The organism is Microbacterium pollutisoli, assembly GCF_053586795.1.
Map to the genome: position 1 here is coordinate 598,060 of NZ_JBNYWT010000001.1, position 19,486 is coordinate 617,545.

Annotated in this window: 21 protein-coding genes and 1 tRNA gene; 6 read left to right on the forward strand and 16 right to left on the reverse strand. The window is 70.6% G+C overall.

What is annotated here, in order from left to right:
* Positions 1–2 precede the first annotated feature (2 nt).
* The gene (gene coaD / locus ACQ143_RS02910; RefSeq protein WP_449569212.1) at positions 3–500 is read right to left on the reverse strand and encodes a pantetheine-phosphate adenylyltransferase; all 498 of its coding nucleotides are present in this window, start codon (positions 498–500) and stop codon (positions 3–5) included.
* A 25-nt stretch (positions 501–525) separates the two neighbouring features.
* Entirely contained in the window at positions 526–2,688 is a 2,163-nt protein-coding gene (locus ACQ143_RS02915) for an ATP-dependent DNA helicase RecG (protein WP_449569213.1), read from the reverse strand.
* A gap of 62 nt (positions 2,689–2,750) precedes the next feature.
* Here ACQ143_RS02915 and ACQ143_RS02920 point away from each other — a divergent pair, with 62 nt between their 5' ends.
* Both ACQ143_RS02920 and ACQ143_RS02925 read left to right on the forward strand, forming a co-directional pair.
* Positions 2,751–3,347 (forward strand): 1-acyl-sn-glycerol-3-phosphate acyltransferase, encoded by a 597-nt coding sequence (locus tag ACQ143_RS02920; RefSeq protein WP_449569214.1) that lies wholly within the window; start codon positions 2,751–2,753, stop codon positions 3,345–3,347.
* Positions 3,344–3,907, forward strand: coding sequence for an RsmD family RNA methyltransferase (locus tag ACQ143_RS02925; RefSeq protein WP_449569215.1), 564 nt, complete (start codon positions 3,344–3,346; stop codon positions 3,905–3,907). The genes ACQ143_RS02920 and ACQ143_RS02925 overlap by 4 nt, the downstream gene beginning before the upstream one ends.
* A gap of 10 nt (positions 3,908–3,917) precedes the next feature.
* Here ACQ143_RS02925 and thiL read toward each other — a convergent pair whose 3' ends face one another.
* Positions 3,918–4,904, reverse strand: a complete 987-nt coding sequence (thiL, locus tag ACQ143_RS02930) for a thiamine-phosphate kinase (protein ID WP_449569216.1) — start codon at positions 4,902–4,904, stop codon at positions 3,918–3,920.
* 22 nt (positions 4,905–4,926) lie between these two features.
* Between thiL and ACQ143_RS02935 the strand changes: the two genes are divergently transcribed.
* The gene (locus tag ACQ143_RS02935) at positions 4,927–5,439 is read left to right on the forward strand and encodes a DUF3515 domain-containing protein (protein ID WP_449569217.1); all 513 of its coding nucleotides are present in this window, start codon (positions 4,927–4,929) and stop codon (positions 5,437–5,439) included.
* 9 nt (positions 5,440–5,448) lie between these two features.
* On the opposite strand, the gene ACQ143_RS02940 is transcribed toward ACQ143_RS02935, so the two are convergent.
* The 11 genes from ACQ143_RS02940 to ACQ143_RS02990 all read right to left on the reverse strand — a co-directional run bounded on the left by ACQ143_RS02940 (position 5,449) and on the right by ACQ143_RS02990 (position 16,434).
* Positions 5,449–6,531, reverse strand: a complete 1,083-nt coding sequence (locus ACQ143_RS02940) for a D-alanine--D-alanine ligase family protein (RefSeq protein ID WP_449569218.1) — start codon at positions 6,529–6,531, stop codon at positions 5,449–5,451.
* The gene (locus ACQ143_RS02945; RefSeq protein ID WP_449569219.1) at positions 6,431–7,591 is read right to left on the reverse strand and encodes an NAD(P)H-dependent glycerol-3-phosphate dehydrogenase; all 1,161 of its coding nucleotides are present in this window, start codon (positions 7,589–7,591) and stop codon (positions 6,431–6,433) included. Before ACQ143_RS02945 ends, ACQ143_RS02940 begins: the two co-directional genes overlap by 101 nt.
* Complete coding sequence (locus tag ACQ143_RS02950; RefSeq protein WP_449569220.1) at positions 7,557–8,336, reverse strand: lysophospholipid acyltransferase family protein; 780 nt, start codon at positions 8,334–8,336, stop codon at positions 7,557–7,559. Before ACQ143_RS02950 ends, ACQ143_RS02945 begins: the two co-directional genes overlap by 35 nt.
* Before the next feature lie 4 nt (positions 8,337–8,340).
* Positions 8,341–9,714: a UDP-N-acetylglucosamine 1-carboxyvinyltransferase gene (murA, locus tag ACQ143_RS02955; RefSeq protein WP_449569221.1), complete on the reverse strand. Its 1,374-nt coding sequence runs from the start codon at positions 9,712–9,714 to the stop codon at positions 8,341–8,343.
* Positions 9,715–9,790: 76 nt separating this feature from the next.
* The gene (leuD, locus tag ACQ143_RS02960) at positions 9,791–10,387 is read right to left on the reverse strand and encodes a 3-isopropylmalate dehydratase small subunit (protein ID WP_449569222.1); all 597 of its coding nucleotides are present in this window, start codon (positions 10,385–10,387) and stop codon (positions 9,791–9,793) included.
* A gap of 1 nt (position 10,388) precedes the next feature.
* Positions 10,389–11,834 (reverse strand): 3-isopropylmalate dehydratase large subunit, encoded by a 1,446-nt coding sequence (gene leuC, locus ACQ143_RS02965; protein WP_449569223.1) that lies wholly within the window; start codon positions 11,832–11,834, stop codon positions 10,389–10,391.
* A gap of 237 nt (positions 11,835–12,071) precedes the next feature.
* A complete protein-coding gene (locus tag ACQ143_RS02970; RefSeq protein WP_449569224.1) occupies positions 12,072–12,977 on the reverse strand; it encodes an ABC transporter substrate-binding protein in 906 nt (301 codons plus the stop codon).
* A gap of 10 nt (positions 12,978–12,987) precedes the next feature.
* A complete protein-coding gene (locus ACQ143_RS02975; RefSeq protein WP_449569225.1) occupies positions 12,988–13,728 on the reverse strand; it encodes an ABC transporter permease in 741 nt (246 codons plus the stop codon).
* Positions 13,725–14,399: an ABC transporter permease gene (locus tag ACQ143_RS02980; protein WP_449569226.1), complete on the reverse strand. Its 675-nt coding sequence runs from the start codon at positions 14,397–14,399 to the stop codon at positions 13,725–13,727. Before ACQ143_RS02980 ends, ACQ143_RS02975 begins: the two co-directional genes overlap by 4 nt.
* On the reverse strand, positions 14,396–15,220 hold the full coding sequence (locus ACQ143_RS02985) for an ABC transporter ATP-binding protein (RefSeq protein WP_449569227.1): 825 nt from the start codon (positions 15,218–15,220) through the stop codon (positions 14,396–14,398). The genes ACQ143_RS02980 and ACQ143_RS02985 overlap by 4 nt, the downstream gene beginning before the upstream one ends.
* Positions 15,221–15,318: 98 nt before the next feature.
* Positions 15,319–16,434: a TerC family protein gene (locus tag ACQ143_RS02990; protein ID WP_449569228.1), complete on the reverse strand. Its 1,116-nt coding sequence runs from the start codon at positions 16,432–16,434 to the stop codon at positions 15,319–15,321.
* Between the two features lie 200 nt (positions 16,435–16,634).
* Between ACQ143_RS02990 and ACQ143_RS02995 the strand changes: the two genes are divergently transcribed.
* Both ACQ143_RS02995 and ACQ143_RS03000 read left to right on the forward strand, forming a co-directional pair.
* Positions 16,635–17,195, forward strand: coding sequence for an RNA polymerase sigma factor (locus ACQ143_RS02995; RefSeq protein WP_449569229.1), 561 nt, complete (start codon positions 16,635–16,637; stop codon positions 17,193–17,195).
* A complete protein-coding gene (locus ACQ143_RS03000; protein ID WP_449569230.1) occupies positions 17,192–18,283 on the forward strand; it encodes a DUF4349 domain-containing protein in 1,092 nt (363 codons plus the stop codon). The genes ACQ143_RS02995 and ACQ143_RS03000 overlap by 4 nt, the downstream gene beginning before the upstream one ends.
* Positions 18,284–18,320: 37 nt before the next feature.
* On the opposite strand, the gene ACQ143_RS03005 is transcribed toward ACQ143_RS03000, so the two are convergent.
* Positions 18,321–18,396: transfer RNA gene (locus ACQ143_RS03005), tRNA-Glu, on the reverse strand.
* A 108-nt stretch (positions 18,397–18,504) separates the two neighbouring features.
* Between ACQ143_RS03005 and ACQ143_RS03010 the strand changes: the two genes are divergently transcribed.
* Positions 18,505–19,143: an MBL fold metallo-hydrolase gene (locus ACQ143_RS03010; protein WP_449569231.1), complete on the forward strand. Its 639-nt coding sequence runs from the start codon at positions 18,505–18,507 to the stop codon at positions 19,141–19,143.
* Between the two features lie 58 nt (positions 19,144–19,201).
* Here ACQ143_RS03010 and ACQ143_RS03015 read toward each other — a convergent pair whose 3' ends face one another.
* Complete coding sequence (locus ACQ143_RS03015; protein ID WP_449569232.1) at positions 19,202–19,471, reverse strand: HPr family phosphocarrier protein; 270 nt, start codon at positions 19,469–19,471, stop codon at positions 19,202–19,204.
* Positions 19,472–19,486: the final 15 nt, after the last annotated feature.

A 19,486-nucleotide genomic window follows, 5' to 3' on the forward strand; every position in this document is an offset into this window, starting at 1 on the left:
GGTCAGATGCCGCGCGCGCCCGTGTCGAGGAACTGCGCCACCGGTGCCGGGACGAACGGCGAGATGTCGCCGCCGAGCGAGGCCACCTGGCGCACCAGGGAGCTGGAGACCAGGGCGTGTGCCGGGTCGGGCAACAGGAACACGGTCTCGATCTGTGCGAGGTGACGGTTCACGATGGCCATGGGCGTCTCGTACGCCACGTCGACCTGGGATCGGATCCCCTTGACCAGCACGCCGGCGTTCACGTCGGTGGCGTAGTCGACCAGCAGTCCCACGCTCCACGAGGCGACGACGACGTTGCCTTCGATCTGCTGCTCGGCGATCGACTGCTCCAGAAGGCTCAGTCGCTGGGCGATGGGCAGCATGGCTTCTTTGCCAGGGTTGTGCACGACGAGCACGTGCAGCTCGTCATAGAGCATCGCAGCCCGCCGAATGACGTCGAGATGTCCCAGCGTCGGCGGATCGAACGAGCCCGGGACGACGGCGATCCGGTTGTTCATGCTCCCAGCCTAGTGAATCCGCGCGTCAGTTCTTCGCCAGGGCGGCCCGCTCCTGCTGCCCGACCTGCCGCTCGATGGCCGCGGCCAGCCCCGGGTGTGCGGCCAGGGTGGGGTCGGCGGCGAGCACCGCTTCGGCCGCGGCACGCGCCTCGACGATCATGTCGGCGTCCGTGATGACCCGCAGCAGGCGCAACGAGGAACGGGCACCGGATTGGGCGTCGCCGAGCACGTCGCCTTCGCCCCGCAGCTGCAGGTCGACCTCGGCCAGCTCGAAGCCGTCGGTGGTGGCCGCGACTGCGTCGACGCGGGCCATGGCGGGGCTGCCGGGTGGAGCCTCCGTGACCAGCAGGCACAGCCCCGGAACCGTTCCCCGGCCGACCCGGCCGCGCAGCTGGTGCAGCTGTGACACGCCGAAGCGGTCCGCTTCGAGGATCGCCATCGTCGACGCGTTGGGCACGTCGACACCGACTTCGACGACCGTGGTGGCCACGAGCACATCGATCTCGCCGCGGGCGAACGCCTGCATGACGGCATCCTTCTGCTCGCCGGGCATCTTGCCGTGCAGGATCTCGACGCGGATGCCGGTGTACGCCGGGTGCCGGGCCAGCAGCTCCTGCACCTGCACCACGCCCCACCGCGTCTTCGGCTGTTCCCCCTCGACCGCCGGGGCCACAGGCGCGTCGGCTTCGGCCGCCCGGCCGCCGGCATCGGCATCGATGGCCGGGCACACCACGAACGCCTGGTGGCCCTTGCCGACCTCTTCGGCGATGCGGTCCCACACGCGCGCGAACCAGGCCGGCTTCTGGAGGAGGGGGGCGACATAGGTGGAGATCCCGGCCCGGCCGGGCGGGAGGGTGCGGATGGTCGACACGTCGAGGTCGCCGAACACGGTCATGGCCACCGTGCGCGGGATGGGGGTCGCGGTGAGCACGAGGACGTGCGGCGCCGAGCCCTTCGCGCGGAGCGTCTCCCGCTGCTCGACGCCGAACCGGTGCTGCTCGTCGACGACGACCAGGCCCAGTTCGGCGAAGGTCGTCGACGCGCTCAGCAGCGCATGCGTACCCACGACGATCCGCGCCTGCCCGGATGCCACCCGCAGCGCCGCCTTGCGCCGCTCGGCCACCCCCAGCTGCCCGGTCAGCAGCGTCGGGATCAGCTCCGGCGCCAGCTGCGGCCCGAGCATCCGGGTGATGGAGCGCAGGTGCTGCGCGGCGAGCACCTCGGTCGGCGCGATCAGCGCGGACTGGCCGCCGGACTGCGCCACCTGCAGCATGGCGCGCAGCGCCACCAGCGTCTTGCCGGAGCCGACCTCCCCCTGGACGAGGCGGTTCATCGGCCACGGCCCCACCAGGTCGGCGGCGATGCGGTCGCCGACCGAGATCTGGTCGGCCGTGCGCTGGAAGCCCAGCGCGGCGTCGAACCGCGCCAGCAGGTCACCGGCGGGGCGGGGCGTGGCGGCCAGTTCGCGCACCTGCTGACGCTGTTGCAGGAGTGCGGCCTGCAGCACGAACGCCTCATGCATGCGCAGCGTCCGACGTGCCGGTTCGATCTGGTCCATCGTGGCGGGGGCGTGGATGCGGGTGAGGGCTTCGTGCGCCGGGAGCAGGCCGTGCTCGCGCCGGAAGGCCTCCGGCAGCGGCTCGGGCACGCCGGTGAGTGCACCGAGAACCTGCTCGACGGCCTTGGCGATCTTGGTGCTCGTGACCGTGCTGGTGGCCGGATACAGCGGGATGGGCAGATCACGTTTCTGCTCGGCGGTGGCCCGCGCCGATTCCTCGTCGTCGAACAATTCGAACGCCGGGTGGGCGAACTGCTTGCGCCCGTTGTAGATGCTGACCTGCCCGCTGAAGATGCCCTGCGCGCCGACCTTGAGGGCGGCGGCGGCCTTGGGGTTGAAGAAGGTCAGCGACACCGTGCCGATGCCGTCGCCGATGACGACCTCGACAATGCGGCCCTTGCGCTGGCGCATCGGACGCGACGAGACCCCGCGCACTTCGGCGACGATCGTGACGAGCTCCCCCACCGGCAGCGAATCGATCGGCGTCAGCTCGCCGCGCCGCGCATAACGACGGGGATAGTGGTCGAGCAGGTCACCCACCGTCACCATGTCGAAGGCACGGGCCAGCGCCTTGGCGACCTGCGCACCCACGGCGACCTCGAGTCGGGTCTCGAGGGTCACCGGCGGCATGACTCGAGTGTAGGCGCGAGCCCGGACAGGCCGCGCCCAGCCGGACCGCCTAGCCTGAGACCGTGATCACCCGAATCCTCGCGCGCGTGTTGTGGCGGTTCAGCCGGTGGACGCTGCGCACCGAACCGGCCCCCACCCGCCCGACGCTGCTGATCGGCGCTCCGCACACCTCGAACTGGGACTTCGTCCTCATGCTGGGCATCGCCTGGCGATTGGGGATCCCCGTGCGCTGGCTGGGCAAGGCGAGCCTGTTCGCCGGCTGGCGCGGTCCGATCATGCGCCGCCTGGGCGGCATCCCCGTCGACCGGGCCGACGCCGGGAAGATCGTCTCGGAAGTGGTGGCGCGCGTGCACGCCGGCGAGGTGTTCGGATTGGTCGTCACGCCCGACGGCACGCGCGGCGCCAACCCGTACTGGAAGACCGGCTTCTACCGCATCGCCCGACAGGCCGGCCTCCCGGTCACCCTCGGCTACGTCGACCGCACCACGATGACCACCGGGCTGGGACCCACGATCGAGCTCACCGGGGACGTCGCCGCCGACATGGACCGGATCCGTGCGTTCTACGCCGACAAGGCGGGCGTCCGGCCGCACCTGCGCACCGAGCCGCGGCTGCGCGACGAGTCGGAGCAGGCGTCCGCCGATATCGTGGCAGGGTGACGCGCATCATCTCCGGCCGGGCAGGGTCGCTGACCCTCGCGGTGCCGGATGCCGGAACCCGGCCCACCAGCGACCGCGTCCGCGAGTCCCTGTTCGGCGCCCTCGAGGCCGGGGGCCTGCTCGACGGCGCCCGCGTCGCCGACCTGTACGCCGGCTCCGGAGCGCTCGCGCTCGAATCGTTGAGCCGTGGGGCGGCGACGGCCGACCTCGTCGAGCGCAACGCCCGCGCCGCCGGGGTCGCCGAGCGCAACGTGCGCACCGTGCTGCGCGCCGTGCCGGACGCACGCGCCCGCGTGCACCGGGTCAGCGCCGACCAGTTCCTGCGTGCGGCGTCGGGCGCGTACGACCTCGCCTTCCTCGACCCGCCGTACGACGTGGGCGAGGCCGAACTCACGGCCACGCTCGCGCTGCTCGTGCCCCGGCTCGAGCCGGACGCGGTCGTCCTCATCGAACGCGCGGCCCGCTCCCCCGAGCCGCAGCTGCCGGACGGACTGGTGCCCGACCGTTCGAAGCGCTACGGCGACACCGTGGTGTGGTGGGCGCGACCCGCGACCCGCTGACCGTGGCCGCTCAGCCGCGCCGGGCGTCCCAGTCGCGGTACGGGTCCCAGCCGCCGCGTCCGGCGTAGGCGCGGCCCCGCACGGTCACCGCCTCCGGTCCCCGCTCGAGCACCCGCCCGACCGTGCGGAAGCCCGCCGGCATCACGTCGGCCGGGAAGGCGGCCAGCAGCGCGTGGTCCTCCCCACCCGTCAGCGCCCCCGGGTCGTCGATCGCGGCGATGTCGATCGTGACCCTCGAGGCGTCGGCCATGCGTCGGGCGTCGAGCAGCAGCCCGTCGGAGACATCCATCATCGCGGTCGCCCCCGCGTCGGCGGCGACCACGCCCAGGGCGATCGGCGGCCGGGGCGACAGCTGCGCGTCGAGGTCGGCGCTCTCCTGGGCGTTCAGCCGTGCCCGATCGACGGGCACGGGCTCCCCGTCGGCGGTGCGGAACCGGTCGAACAGGAGGTGCAGTCCGCGCGCCGCCCGCCCCAGTTCTCCCGCGACGGCGACGACATCGCCGGGGCGGGCGCCGGAGCGCAGCACCGGTGCGCGCCCGTCGAGCACGCCCAGGGCGGTCACCGCGATGGTGAGGGTGTCCGAGACCGTCAGGTCGCCGCCTTCGACGGCGCTGCCGGGCGCCAGCTGCGCACACGCGTCCCGCAGCCCCACCGCCAGCTCGGTCACGAACGACACCGGTATGTGCTCCGGAACGGCCAGGGCCACGATCAGCGCGGTGGGGCGGGCCCCCATCGCGGCGACGTCGGCGAGGTTGACCGCGGCCGCCTTGGCGCCCAGCTGACGTCCGGTCGACCAGGCGAGCCGGAAGTCGGGTCCGTGGACGAGCGTGTCAGTGGTCACCACGACGCGTTCACCGGGCGCCGCGAGCACGGCGGCGTCGTCGCCAGGGCCCACCAGCGCCTGCGACGATCCCGCCAGCTCACCCAGGATCCGGGCCAGCAGCTCGGTCTCGCTGAGGTCGCCGACGGTCTGCTCGCGCCCGGAATCCGCAGTCATCCCCCCACGGTAGCCTGGAGCGGTGCCCCTCCCCCGCCTCGCCCTGTCCGTCGCCGCGGTCGCGATCGGCGCCGCGGCGCTGACCGGATGCTCCGCGACCGTGTCGATGCAGCCGGCGCCGGAGGCGAACGACCCGCGGTGCGCGGCCGTCATGGTGCAGCTGCCGGACACCCTCAGCGGCGAAGACCGCCGGTGGACCGATGCCCAGGCCACCGCCGCCTGGGGCTCGCCCAGCCGGGTGCTGTTCACGTGCGGCGTGCCCGAGCCGGGGCCGACGACCCTGCGCTGCGAGGAGGTGGCGACCGTCGACTGGATCATCGACGAGTCCGAGGCGCCGCGCTTCCGTGTGACGACCTATGGGCGCACCCCCGCCGTGGAGCTGTACCTCGACACGACGATCACCGACGACAGCGAGGTCTCCAGCCGCAGCGTGCTCGACGCGATCTCGCCTCTGATCGCCCAGCACATCCCGGCCCACCGGTCGTGCGTCGACCGCGTGGATGCGACCCCGGTGCCCGAGCCGGTCGAGCCCTGATCGCCGCGGTCAGCGCCGCGCGGCTTCGATGAGCTCGGTCACCAGCTGCTCGTAGCTCACTCCCGACGCGATCCAGCACTTCGGGAACATGGAGATGGGCGTGAACCCGGGCATGGTGTTCACCTCGTTGACGTAGAACTCGGTGCCGGTGAAGAAGAAGTCGACGCGCGCCAGCCCTTCGCCGCCGACGGCTTCGAACGCGCGCACGGCGATGCGCTGCATCTCGGCGAGCTCTCCGTCGGACAGGTCGGCCGGGCAGATCAGCTCGACACCGTCGCTGCCGAGATATTTCGCCTCGAAGTCGTAGAAATCGCGGCCGGTGACGATGATCTCACCCGCGACGCTGACCCGCGGCTCGGCTCCGTCACGCCCCGCGAGCACGCCGCATTCGATCTCGCGGCCGTCCACGGCCTGCTCGATGAGTGCGGTCTCGTCCTCTGCCCAGGCGCGTTCCAGCGCGGCATCCAGTTCGCCCCAGTCGCTCACCTTCGACACGCCGACGCTCGAGCCGGCCCGGGCCGGCTTGACGAACACCGGCAGTCCCAGCGACTGCGCCCGGCGCTCGACGAGCGCACGGTCGTGTGCGTACGCGCGGCGCGTGACGCTCCACCAGGGCACGACCGGCACGTCGGCGGCCTTGAGGACGCGTTTGGCCATGTGCTTGTCCATCCCGATGGCGGACATCAGCAGGCCCGCCCCCACGTAGGGCAGGTCGAGCAGCTCGAGGAACCCCTGGATCGTGCCGTCCTCGCCGAAGCGGCCGTGCAGGATCGGGAAGACCACGTCGACCTCGCCGAGCGAACGCTCCCGGCCGTCCGCGTCCCGGACGCGCAGCTCCCGCGAACGCGCCGAGTCGGGCCAGATGAGCCGCGTGCCGTTGTCGGCCACCTCGGGCAGCCGCGCCGCATCGAGGGCGAACTTGTCGGGATCGTCGTCTTCGAGGACGTACGCACCGTCGCGCGTGATCCCGATCGGGATCACCCGGTAGCGGTCACGGTCGATCGCCCGGAGCACGCCGCCCGCCGTAGCGGAGCTGATCGAGTGCTCGCTGGAACGTCCGCCGAAGAGCACCGCCACCGTCGCTGTTTCCATTCTGGGTCCTCTCACTGGTCGGCGGTTCGTCGTCGGTGGTCAGGTGGGGGGCGATGTCGCGCGGGTTCATGGTGCCGTCGAGGACGCGCTTGACCTGTTCCACGATGGGCATCTGCACGCCCGACTGGCGGGCCAGCTGCAGGATCGGCGCGACCGAGCCGAGGCCCTCGGCGGTCTGGTTCATCTGCTTCACGACATCCTGGAAGCTGTAGCCCTGACCGAGAAGGCGGCCGGCGGTGTTGTTGCGGCTCAGCGGCGACTGGCAGGTGGCGATCAGGTCGCCCAGCCCCGCCAGGCCCTGCAGGGTCTCCGGCTGGGCGCCCTGCGCGACGGCGAAGTCGGTCATCTCGACCAGCCCGCGGGTGATGATCGAGGCTTTCGTGTTCTCGCCGTAGCCCACGCCGTCGACGATTCCGATGGCCAGGGCGATGAGGTTCTTGAGCACCCCGCCGAACTCGGTGCCGATGACGTCGGTGTTCACGAACGTGCGGAAGTAGCCGTTGCGTGCGCGGCGCGCGACCGCCTCGGCCGTGTCCTGGCTCGTCGACGAGATGACCGCCGCGGTGGGCTGCTCGCGCGCGATCTCGAGCGCCAGGTTGGGACCGGATGCCACGGCGATGCGGGCCGGGTCGCAGTCGAGCTCCTGCTCGATGACCTGACTCATGCGCAGGCCGCTGCGCTTCTCGACACCTTTCATGAGCGACACGATGGGCACGTCGCCGTGGGCGACCAGCGGACGCACCGCCTTCAGGTTCTGCCGCAGCGCCTGGCTCGAGATGGCCAGGTACACCTGGGTGGCGCCCTCGAGCGCTTCGGACAGGTGATGGGTCGCGGTCATGCTGCGCGGCAGGTTGACCCCGGGGAGGTATTCGCTGTTGCGCTTGCCCTCGCTGATCTCCTGCGCCAGCTCGGCGCGGCGTGCCCACATCGTCACCTGCGCGCCGCCGTCGGCGAGCACCTTTCCGAACGTGGTGCCCCAGCTGCCCGCGCCCACCACCGCGACACGCGGAAGCGCGGCATCCTGCCTACGATTCAAGTCGACCCGTCTCCTTCTGACCATGGTCGGAGGGATTCCAGCGCTGCGCGGGCGGGGTCTGTCCACGCAGGCGACCGAGCAACGCCGAGATGTCCGCCATGATGGCGTCGGTCGCGGCGTTGAGGTTCGTGCCGCCGCGCTGCGCCCCGGCATCGGCCAGCCGGTAGGCCGACAGATCGACGGGTGGTCCGAATGCGACCTTCACGCGTTTGCGCAACGGCCACAGACTCAGCTTGCCGTATCGCGGGAGGATGCGCTGCACGCCCCACGTCGCCATCGGGATGACGGGGAGATCGCCGGCCAGGGCCAGGCGGGCCGCGCCCGTCTTGCCACGCATGGGCCACAGGTCGGGCTCGCGGGTGAGCGAACCCTCCGGATAGACGATGACCCCGCGGCCGTGCTCGGCCAGGGTCGCCGCCTGCTGCACGGACTGGGTGGCCGCCCCGGCGCTGGAGGTCCGGGCGACGGGCACCATGCCGGTGGCGCGCAGGAGCGCGCCCAGCACGGGCACCTTGAACAGGCTCTCCTTGGCCATGAACCGCGGCGCGCGGCCGAGCCGCCAGGAGGCGACGGCGACGATGAGCGGATCGAACTCGCTGTAGTGGTTGGGTGTGAGCACGTAGGCGCCTTCGACCGGCAGGTGCTCGGCCCCTTCGATCTCGATCTTGGCGAGCAGGCCGATGATCGGCACGACGACGACGGCGGCCGGCCAGAAGGCGCTGGGCCGGGTCTTCTCCGTCGACGCGCGTCGACGAGCGGTCGCGCCCACCGGGTCAGCCCACCACGTCGAAGTCGGCGCCCAGGGACGTCAGCTTCTCGAGGAACTTCTCGTAACCGCGCCGGATGATGCCGATGTTGCGGACGGTGGACTCCCCCTCGGCGGCGAGGGCGGCGATGACGTAGCTGTAGCCGCCGCGCAGGTCGGGCACCACGACATCCGCGCCGTGCAGCGGCGTCGGACCCTGGATGACGGCGGCCTGCTCGAGCGCCCGCCGCGGCACCCGCCGGTCCGGCGAGGCGATCCCTTCGGGGTGCACGACGATGTCGGCGCCCATCTGCACGAGGGCACGGGTGAAGCCCAGCCGGTTCTCGTACACCGTCTCGTGCACGACGGACTGGCCGTCGGCCTGGGTGAGCGCGACGATGAGCGGCTGCTGCCAGTCGGTCATGAAGCCCGGGTGCACGTCGGTCTCGACCATGACGGGCTTGAGGGCACCGCCGCGGTGGAACCGGATGCCGTCCTCGGCGATGTCGAACTCGCCGCCGACCTTGCGGAACACGTTGAGGAAGGTGAGCATCTCGGGCTGCTTCGCGCCGGCGACGAAGATGTCGCCGTCGGTGGCCAGCGCCGCACACGCCCAGGAGGCGGCCTCGTTGCGGTCGAAGATGCAGCGGTGGTCGAACCCGCGCAGGCTGTCGACGCCCTCGATGAAGATGACCCGGTTGGGCTCGTACGAGATGATGGCGCCCATCTTCTGCAGAACCGCGATCAGATCCATGATCTCGGGTTCGATGGCGGCGCCGCGCAGCTCGGTCGTGCCCTTGGCGCGCACCGCGGTCAGCAGGACCTGCTCGGTCGCGCCGACACTCGGGTACGGCAGTTCGATGTCCGCACCGTGCAGCCCCTCCGGGGCCGACAGGCGGATGCCGCTGGGCAGCTTCTCGACGACCGCGCCGAACGCGCGGAGCGCGTCGAGGTGGAAGTCGATCGGCCGGTCGCCGATCCGGCATCCCCCCAGGTCGGGGATGAATGCCTGACCGAGCAGGTGCAGCAGCGGGCCGCAGAACAGGATCGGGATGCGGGAGGCCCCCGCGTGCGCGTCGATCTCTTCGAAGTGGGCCGACATGGCGCCGCTCGGGTCCAGCCGGAGCACGCCCTCACCGTCGTCGGTCACGGTCACCCCGTGCACCTCGAGGAGGGAGCGGACGACCTGCACGTCGCTGATGTCGGGGACGTCACGCAGCACCGACACGCTCTCGCCCAGGAGGGACGCGACCATCGCCTTGGTCGCGAGGTTCTTCGCGCCCTTGACCTCGACCCGCCCGCGCAGCGGCCGGCCGCCGCGGATGGCGAGGGTGTCCCCCGGACGTTCCGTCTCCCCTCCGCCGGGTGCTGATGACGCCGACGCGCTCAGGAGTGTGTTCATCCGATGGGCCTCACTGGTATCTCGAGGAAGAAGGGCGATCGCGCTCCGTTGTGCGCAGCGGCGTCGGGCTGCCGGACTACCGGACAGGAAGCGTCCGGGGTCGCCACGCCTCACGGCGCGCCTCGAACTGCGAGATCTTGTCTTCGTTCCGCAGTGTCAACCCGATGTCGTCGAGCCCTTCGAGGAGCCGCCACCTAGTGTAATCATCGATCTCGAAGGCGACCTGGAAGTCGCCGATCCGGGCGGTGCGGTCCTCGAGGCTGACCGTCATCGGGGTGCCGGGAGCCGCCTCGATCGCCTGCCAGAGGGCGGCGATGTCGGGTTCGGCGACGACACCGGTCAGCAGGCCCTGCTTGCCCGCGTTGCCGCGGAAGATGTCGGCGAAGCGCGAGCTGAGCACGACCTTGAAGCCGTAGTCGCGCAGGGCCCATACGGCGTGTTCGCGGCTGGAGCCGGTGCCGAAGTCGGGGCCGGCGACGAGGATCGACGCGCCCTGATAGGCGGGCTGGTTCAGCACGAACTCGGGGTCCTGCCGCCACCCCGCGAACAGGGCATCGTCGAATCCGGTCTTGGTGACGCGCTTGAGGTAGACCGCCGGGATGATCTGGTCGGTGTCGACGGCCGAGCGCTTCAGGGGCGCGGCCACGCCGGTGTGTGTCGTGAACTTCTCCATGTCAGGCCTCCGCCCCGGTCAGAACCTGCAGGTCGCTCGGACTGGCCAGCCGACCCAGCACGGCGGTGGCGGCGGCCACCAGCGGTGACACCAGGTGGGTGCGCCCGCCCTTGCCCTGACGCCCTTCGAAGTTGCGGTTGCTCGTCGAGGCGCAGCGCTCCCCCGGTGCGAGCTGGTCGGGGTTCATGCCCAGGCACATCGAGCAGCCGGCGAACCGCCACTCGGCGCCGAAGTCGGTGAACACCTTGTCGAGACCCTCGGCTTCGGCTTCCAGGCGCACGCGGGCCGAGCCCGGCACGACCATGACGCGCACGCCCTCCGCCTTCGTGCGTCCCCGCACGATCGACGCGAACTGGCGCAGGTCCTCAATGCGGCTGTTGGTGCACGATCCCATGAACACGGCGTCGACGGCCACATCCTTGAGGCGGGTGCCGGGCGCCAGGTCCATGTACTCCAGGGCGCGCTCGGCGGCGGCGCGCTCGTTCGGGTCCGTGAAGTCGTCCGGCGAGGGCACGGTGCCCGACAGCGACACACCCTGACCGGGGTTGGTGCCCCAGGTCACGAACGGCTCGAGCTCGTTCGCGTCGAGGAAGACCTCGGCGTCGTAGACGGCGCCCTCGTCGGAGGGCAGCGTGCGCCAGTAGGCGACGGCTTCGTCCCAGTCGGCGCCCTGCGGCGCGTGCGGGCGGCCCTTGAGGTAGGCGAACGTGGTCTCGTCGGGGGCGACCATGCCGGCGCGCGCACCGGCTTCGATGGACATGTTGCAGATGGTCATGCGTCCCTCCATCGAGAGCGCGCGGATGGCCGAGCCGCGGTACTCGAGCACGTAGCCCTGACCGCCGTTGGTGCCGATCTTCGCGATGACGGCGAGGATGATGTCCTTGGCCGTGACGCCGGGCTTGAGCTCGCCCTCGACGGTGATGGCCATCGTCTTGAACGGCTTCAGGGGCAGCGTCTGCGTGGCCAGGACGTGCTCGACTTCACTGGTGCCGATGCCGAAGGCCATCGCCCCGAATGCGCCGTGGGTCGAGGTGTGCGAGTCACCGCACACGACGGTGATGCCCGGCATCGTCAGGCCCAGCTGCGGGCCGACCACGTGCACGATGCCCTGCTCCTTGTCGCCGAGCGAGTGCAGCCGCACACCGAACTCCTCCGCGTTGCGGCGCAGCGTCTCGATCTGCGTGCGGCTGGTGGGGTCGGCGATCGGCTTGTGGATCTCGAGCGTCGGCGTGTTGTGGTCTTCGGTGGCGATCGTCAGATCGAGGCGACGCACCGGCCGCCCCTCGGCGCGCAGACCGTCGAACGCCTGCGGGCTGGTGACCTCGTGCACCAGATGCAAGTCGATGTAGATGAGGTCGGGCTGGCCGTCCTCACCCTTGACGACGAGGTGGTCGTCCCACACCTTCTCGGCCAGCGTCCGGGGGTGCTCGGGTACGGAAATGCTCATGCTGTCTCGTTCTCCTCTGAAGGGGGTCAGGCCCAGGACGGACTCCGCGACGAGAGAGGGCTCAGAGTGAGGTCCCGTCGCGGCCGCTAAGGAGGAGCCGGGCGATGTGCACCCGGCCAGAATATCACCGACGGCACGGCCGGGCCGCGCGACGGCCGTCGAGACCGCGTCACGCGGCGACGCACGAGGGCTCGCGACGGCTTGATTCGTGCGGGCCGCCGGAGCCCGCGCGATGGGTCACCCCAGGCCGTTCTCGCTGAGCCACTCCGCGGCGATGTCGGGCGCGGACAGCTTGTCCTCGGTCGATTGCACGTTGAGGGCGACGAGTGCCTCGGGCGTGAGGGCGGCGCTGATGGGATCGATCACCCCGGCGATCGAGTCGGCCACCGACACGCTCACCAGCGGCACCACGTTCGAGGCGAGGAACAGCCCCTCCGGGTCCTCGAGCACGACGAGATCCTGCGTCTGGATGCGCGGATCGGCCGTGAACACGTTCGCGACGTTGACGGTTCCGGCCACGAGCTCTTCCACGGTCGTGTCGCCGGTCGCGCTGAAGGCCACCTCGACGCCATACGTCTCCGCCAGCCCTGTGGGTCCGTACGGTCGTTCGGCCAGCTCCGGCGGTCCGCCCAGCGTCAGCGGCACATCGACGTCGGCGAGGTCGGCGATCGTGGTCAGGTCGTATTCTTCGGCGAACGCGCGGGTGACGGTGTACGAGTCCTGATCGGTCGCGCTCGCCTGGTCGAGCACGGTGAGTCCTTCGGGGAGCGCGTCGGCCAGCGCCGCGTACACGTCGTCGGCGCTGCGGGCCTCGGTGTCGGGGTCGAAGAACTGCAGCAGGTTCCCGGAGTACTCGGGGAACAGCGTGATCTCGCCGGATTCGACCGACGGCAGGTAGGCGTCGCGCTGCCCGATGTTGAAGGAGCGCTCCACATCGAACCCGGCGCCCTCGAGCGCCTGCGCGTAGATCTCGGCGATGATCTCGTTCGAGTAGTAGGCCTGAGAGCCGACGACGATCGTCGTGCCGTCGGAGTCGGCAGGTGTGCTGGGGTCGGCGAGGGGGTCGCTCTGTGCGCAGCCGGCCAGGGCCAGGGCGCTCGCGGCGACGAGGGCGATCACAGCGGTGGTGCGTGCGGTGTGCATTGTCGGTTCCTTACTGTGCGGTGGTCAGGGGTCGGGGCGCCCGCGCCGATCGGCTGCGGGCGCTGACAGCGGGGCGCCGGCCGGCGGCGCGCACCCCATGTGGCAGGGCGAAACGCTGCGCGAGGGCGAACAGTCCGTCGAGGACGAGGGCGAGCACGGCGACGAGGATCGCGCCGCCGAGCACCATGTCGAACCGGCGGAGATTCAAGCCGGTGATGATGTACTGCCCCAGCCCGCCGAGGTTGGCGTAGGCGGCGATCGTGACCGTGGCCACGACCTGCAGGGTGGCGGCACGCAGGCCGCCCACCAGCAGCGGCATGCCGAGCGGGATCTCGATGCGGCGCAGCACCTGGCCGCCGGTCATGCCCATCGATCGGCCGGCGTCGACGACGGCCCGGTCGATGGCCTCGAACCCTGTGTAGGCGCCGGCCAGCAGCGACGGGATGGCCAGCAGCACGAAGGTGATGACCGCGGCCTCCGGTTTGTGCAGCACCCCGAGCACCAGGATGAGCAGCAGCAGCAGGCCGAACGACGGGACGGCGCGGGCGGCACCGGAGACCGCCACGGCAAGGTCCCGGCCCCGGCCGGTGTGCCCGATCGCCCACCCGACGGGAACGGCGATGACCGCCGCAAGCAGCACGGAGAGGAAGGTGTACACGAGGTGTTCGACCAGCGCGGTCGGAATGGGCGCCATGCCCGCGCCCGGCTCGCCGGAGAAGATCCACGCCAGCGCGTCGCCGACCAGGTTCATGCGCCCACCGCCGTCGCCTCGCGCCGCCCGGGCCCCGCCGCGGTGCGCGCCCAGGGCAGCAGGACCCGCCCGGCCCACACCAGCAGCAGGTCGATGAGCAGGGCGATCACCGCCACCGCGACGATGCCCGCCAGGATCTCCTCGACGATGCGGCGCTGGTAGCCGTTGGTGAACAGGTAGCCCAGGTTCGTGATGCCGATGAGGATGCCCACCGTCGCCAACGCGATCGTGCTGACCGCCGTGACGCGCAGGCCCGCCAGCACGACCGGGCCGGCCAGCGGGAAGTCGACACGGAAGAACCGGCGCGCGCCGCCGTACCCCATGGCGGTGGCGGCCAGCCGCACATCGGGATCGACCGCGTCGAGCCCGTCGGCGACGGCGCGCACCATCAGCGCCACGCCATAGAGGGTCAGCGCGATGATCAGGTTCAGCTCACTGAGCGGGCTGATGCCCAGCACGGTGGGCAGGAGCATGAGCAGCGCCAGCGACGGGATCGTATACAGCAGACCGACGAGCGCGACGATGCTCCCGCGCAGCACGCGGAAGCGCCACGCGACCCAGCCCAGCGGCACCGCGATGAGGAACGACGCGATGATGGCGATCGCGCTCTGCCGCAGATGCTCGAGGGCCAGGACCGCGATGAGATCCAGGTTGTCGAGCACCCAGTTCACGCGACGTCCTCACCGAGGATCGTGCCCTGGGTGCGACCCTCGGTATCGACGACGACCGTGCCCCGGGGCGTCTGCTTCAGCCGCAGCGCCCGCGCCCCGCGCTCGGCCCCGATGAATCGGGCGACGAACTCGGATGCCGGCGCCTCGATGATCTCGCTCGGCGAACCCACCTGCGCGATGCGCGCCCCCTTCTGCAGGATCACCACCTGATCGCCCAGCAGGAACGCCTCATCGATGTCGTGGGTGACGAACACGACCGTCTTGTCGAGGTCGCGCTGCAGCCGGATGATCTCCTGCTGCAGCTCCCGCCGCACGATGGGATCGACCGCCCCGAAGGGCTCGTCCATGAGCAGGATGTTCGGGTCGGCGGCGAGCCCCCGCGCGACCCCCACCCGCTGCTGCTGGCCGCCGGAGAGCTGATGGGGGTAGCGCAGTGCCAGCGACCGGTCCAGGCCCACGACATCGAGCAGTTCGAGGGCTCGCACACGGGCGTCACGGCGCCGCTGCCCGCCAAGCACGGGGACGGTGGCGATGTTGTCGACGACGGTGACGTGCGGCAGCAGGCCGGCGCTCTGCATGATGTAGCCGATGCTGCGGCGCAGCGCCACGGGATCGCGCCGGGCGATGGGCTCACCGTCGATCTCGATGTGCCCCGAGGTCGGTTCGACCATCCGGTTGATCATGCGCAGCAGCGTCGTCTTGCCGCAGCCGGAGGAGCCCACCAGGACGGTGGTCTTGCGTGCGGGGAGGACGAGGCTGAAGCCGTCGACGGCCATCGTCCCGTCGGGGTACCGCTTCGACACGTCACGGAACTCGATCACCGGCACACCTCCCGGTGCCACTCAAGCACATCCCCCGGACACGCCGCATCGGGTGGCGCCGTCCCCTCTCCCGGTGTAGGCGGGCCGCGACCGGTCGGTCAGGCCCGGTCGTCGCCGTGCGGCGTCTCGACGGTCGGCGGGACGCCCTTCTCGTCGGCGACGGCCTCCGCCGCATCGCGGTCGGCGGGGGGCACCGTCTCCCCGCCGACGTGCGGCTTCGGCTTCGGCTTGGGCTCGGCGCGACGCTCCCTCGCGGACGCCACCAGACTGGCCACCGTGGCCACGACCATCGACGCGACGATGACGCCGAGCGACATCCAGGTCGAGATGTCGGGTACCCAGTGGATTCCTTCGCCGCCGTTGATGAACGGCACCTCGTTCTCGTGCATCGCGTGGAAAATGAGCTTCACGCCGATGAACGCCAGGATGAAGGCGATGCCGTAGTGCAGGTAGCGCAGCCGGTCGAGCAGGCCGCCCAGCAGGAAGTAGAGCTGGCGCAGTCCCATGAGCGCGAAGATGTTGGCCGTGAACACGATGAACGCGTTCTGGGTGATGCCGAAGATCGCCGGGATGGAGTCGAGCGCGAACAGCAGGTCGGTCATGCCGATGGCGGCGAACACGATGATCATCGGCGTGAACATCTTCTTGCCGTCCACGACCGTGCGGATCTTCGCTCCGTCGTAGTTCTCGCTGATGTCCACCGTGCGGCGCAGCGTCCGCACGACGAAGCTCTCCTTCTTGACCTCGTCGTCGTGGACGGCCCCGGGGAACGCCTGCTTCCACGCCGTCCAGATCAGGAAGGCGCCGAACACGTAGAAGATCGGCAGGAAGTTCTCGATGATGGCCGCACCCAGCAGGATGAAGATGCCGCGCAGGACGAGGGCGATGATGATGCCGACCATCAGCACCTTCTGCTGGTATCGACGCGGCACCGAGAACTGCGTCATGATCAGCACGAACACGAACAGGTTGTCGATCGAGAGGCTGTATTCGGTCAACCAGCCGGCGACGAATTGACCGGCATACTCTCCGCCCGCGAAGATCCACATGAGGCCCGCGAAGATGAGGGCCAGCGTCACGTAGAACACGACCCACAGGGTCGACTCCTTGTTGGAGGGGATGTGGGGCCGTTTGACGATCAGCAGCAGATCGGCGATCAGGATCGCCAGCAGCACGGCCATCGAGCCGATCTCGAACCAGACAGGAAGCTCCATGAAAGCCTTTCGAGGGGAGGAGGAATCGTCGAAAGTCTCTCCCCCGCTGTCGCGGCGCGCATCCGGGGCTCCGACTGCGGACCCCGTGGTGACGGATGCGCGAGGTCGGGATACTCCCTCTCGCTCGCACAAGGATACAGGCAGTGTGAGACGTTTCCGCCGGGCCCGACACTGGGTGTGCGAGAGATGAAGAGGAGCGGATGACCTCGACGGGTGTGCCGACCGACGCCGAACTCGTCGCCGCGGCGGCGAGCGGGAGCGAGGCCGCCTTCCGGCAGCTGTACCGCGCGTACCTGCGGCCGGTGTTCTGGCTCGCCTATGGGCTCGTGGGCACGCGGGCCGACGCGGAGGATGTCGCGCAGGAGACGTTCCTGGCGGCGTGGCGGAAACTGCCGGGCTTCGAGCTGGCCGGTGATTCGCTGCTGCCGTGGCTGGTCACGATCTGCCGGTTCCAATGCGCCAACCGCATCCGCCGGCAGCAACGTGACCGCGAGAACTCCGCGGCGCTGACGGAGGGGGCGCTGCCGGCATCCATCGACGTGGAACAGCAGGTGGTCACATCGGACCTGGTCGAGCGCATCCTGCGCGAGGTGGGGACGCTCAGCCGGCTCGACCAGGACATCTTCCGCCTGTGCGCCGTGGACGGCTTCGGCTACCAGGCCGCCGCCGAGCAGCTGGGCGTCACGCACGGGGCCGTCCGCAACCGTCTCTCCCGCATCCGCACGCGACTGCGCGATGCCGTCGAACCGGAGGGGACATGACCGAGCACGACCAGACTCTGCCCGAGCTCAGCGACGAGCGCATCGCCGAGCTCGAGAAGCAGCTTTTCGCCGATATCCACGCCGAACAGTCCGGCATCGACGCGCGCGCGCAGCGCCGCCGCAGCACACGCGGCAGGCTCTGGCTGGCCGGTGGTGCCGCCGCCGCGATCATCGTGGTGGCCGCCGTCATCGCACCGCAGCTGAACCTGGGTATGAGCGGGGCGCAGTCCGATGGTGCCTCCGCACCGGAGTTCGCGCCGCACGCGGGCGGCGACCTCGATGGCGCCGGCGCCGCTGAAGACAGCATGTCCGGCGCCGTGACCGACGAGGCTCTCACCGACGCGCCGACGCGCGGGGGCGACGACGTTGCGGGGCCGGCACGCGAGATCATCGCGACGGCGTCCGCCTCGGTGCGCGTCGGGGATGCGCGCGCCGGCGCCGCCGAGATCGCCGACCTCGCCCAGGACGCCGGTGGGTACGTCGAGGCGCTGAGCATCGGCGCCGAGGGCGAGCGCGCCTTCGAGGGCTACGACAGCGGCTCGGTCGCACCCGCGCCGCAGACCACGACGTGGCTGTCGGTGCGCGTGCCGGCTGCTGAGCTCGAGAGCGTGATCGACGGCCTGGAGGATGTCGGTGAGGTCACCGCGTCGCAGCTGGACCGTCGCGATGTCACCGGCGAGGCGGTTGACCTGCGGGCGCGCATCGATGCATTGCGCACGTCGGTCGAACGCCTCGAGTCGCTGATGGCCGATGCGTCGTCGACCGCTGATCTGCTGGCAGCCGAGAGCGCGCTGGCCGAGCGCCAGGCCCAGCTCGAGTCTTACGAGCAGCAGCTGACGCATCTTGAAGACCAGGTCGGCATGTCCGCTCTCACCGTGTCGCTGTACGAACCGTCCCAGGTGGTGGAGGCCGACCCGGCGGGCTTCGGCGACGGCATCGTCGCCGGCTGGAACGGCCTGGTGGCGACCCTCAACGGTGTCGTCATCGGCGTCGGGTTCCTCCTCCCGTGGCTGGGCGTGCTCGCCGTGCTGGGCGTGATCGCCTGGCTCATCCGCCGCGCCGTGCGTCGGCGGCCACGGGCGGAATGACGAAAGGCCCGCCCAGTCGGACGAGCCTTTCGGTTGTTGGTGACCCCAGCGGGATTCGAACCCGCGTTACCGCCGTGAGAGGGCGGCGTACTAGGCCGCTATACGATGGGGCCGTTTCACGCAACCGTTTGATTATGCCATGCCCTGCGGTCGCGGACAAAATCGAGGCCGGGATCGAGGCCGGGCTTGCCCCCGCCGCGCGTTCACCGTTGACTGGGAGCATGCGCGTCACGAAACACGAACATGCCTGTCTGCGCCTCGAGAGCGGCGGCAAGACCCTCCTGATCGACCCCGGCAGCTTCACCCTGCCGCTGGCCGACCTGTCCGACCTCATCGGCGTGGTGATCACCCACGAGCACGCCGACCATTGGACCCCGGAGCACCTCGACCGGCTGCGCAAGGGACGCCCCGACCTCCCCGTCTACGGTCCGGCCGGGGTCGCCCGGGCCGCCGCCGACCACGACATCACCGTCGTGTCCCCCGGGGACACCGTGACGCTCGACCCGTTCTCGCTGTCTTTCCACGGCGGCACTCATGCGGTCATCCACGAATCCATCCCGCTCGTGGACAACGTGGGCGTACTCGTCGACGACGCGTTCTACTATCCGGGCGATTCCTACGCCGTCCCCGAGGGCGCGGACGTGCGCCTGCTCGCGGCACCGGTGGGCGCGCCGTGGCTGAAGATCGGCGAGGCCATGGACTTCGTGCTGGCCGTGCAGCCGCGTCGCGCGTTCGCGACGCATGACATGACGCTCTCGCGCAGCGGACTGCAGATGGGGCGTGCGCGGCTCGCCTGGGCAGTCGAACAGCACGGCGGCGAGTTCATCGAGCTCGAGCCCGGCGACGGCGCCGACGTGTGAGACGCCGAAGGCGGATGCCGGAGGCGTGACCCCCGGCATCCGCCTTTGTTGTGCGGGCTTACTCGGCGTCGTGGTCGGTCTCGAGGAACGCCACGAGACCGTCGAGCGCCTCCTCGGCACCGTCGGCGTCGGACTTGAGGGTGACGACGGTGCCCTGCGTGGCACCGAGGCCCATGAGCGACAGGATGCTGCCGGCGTTGAGGTCCGGGCCGCCCTCCACCGCGATGGTGACGGGGACACCGGTGGCCTGCACCGCCTGCACGAACAGCTTCGCGGGGCGGGCATGCAGACCTGAGCTGCTGGCGATGGTGGCGGTGCGTTCGGCCATGTGTCTCTCCTTGAA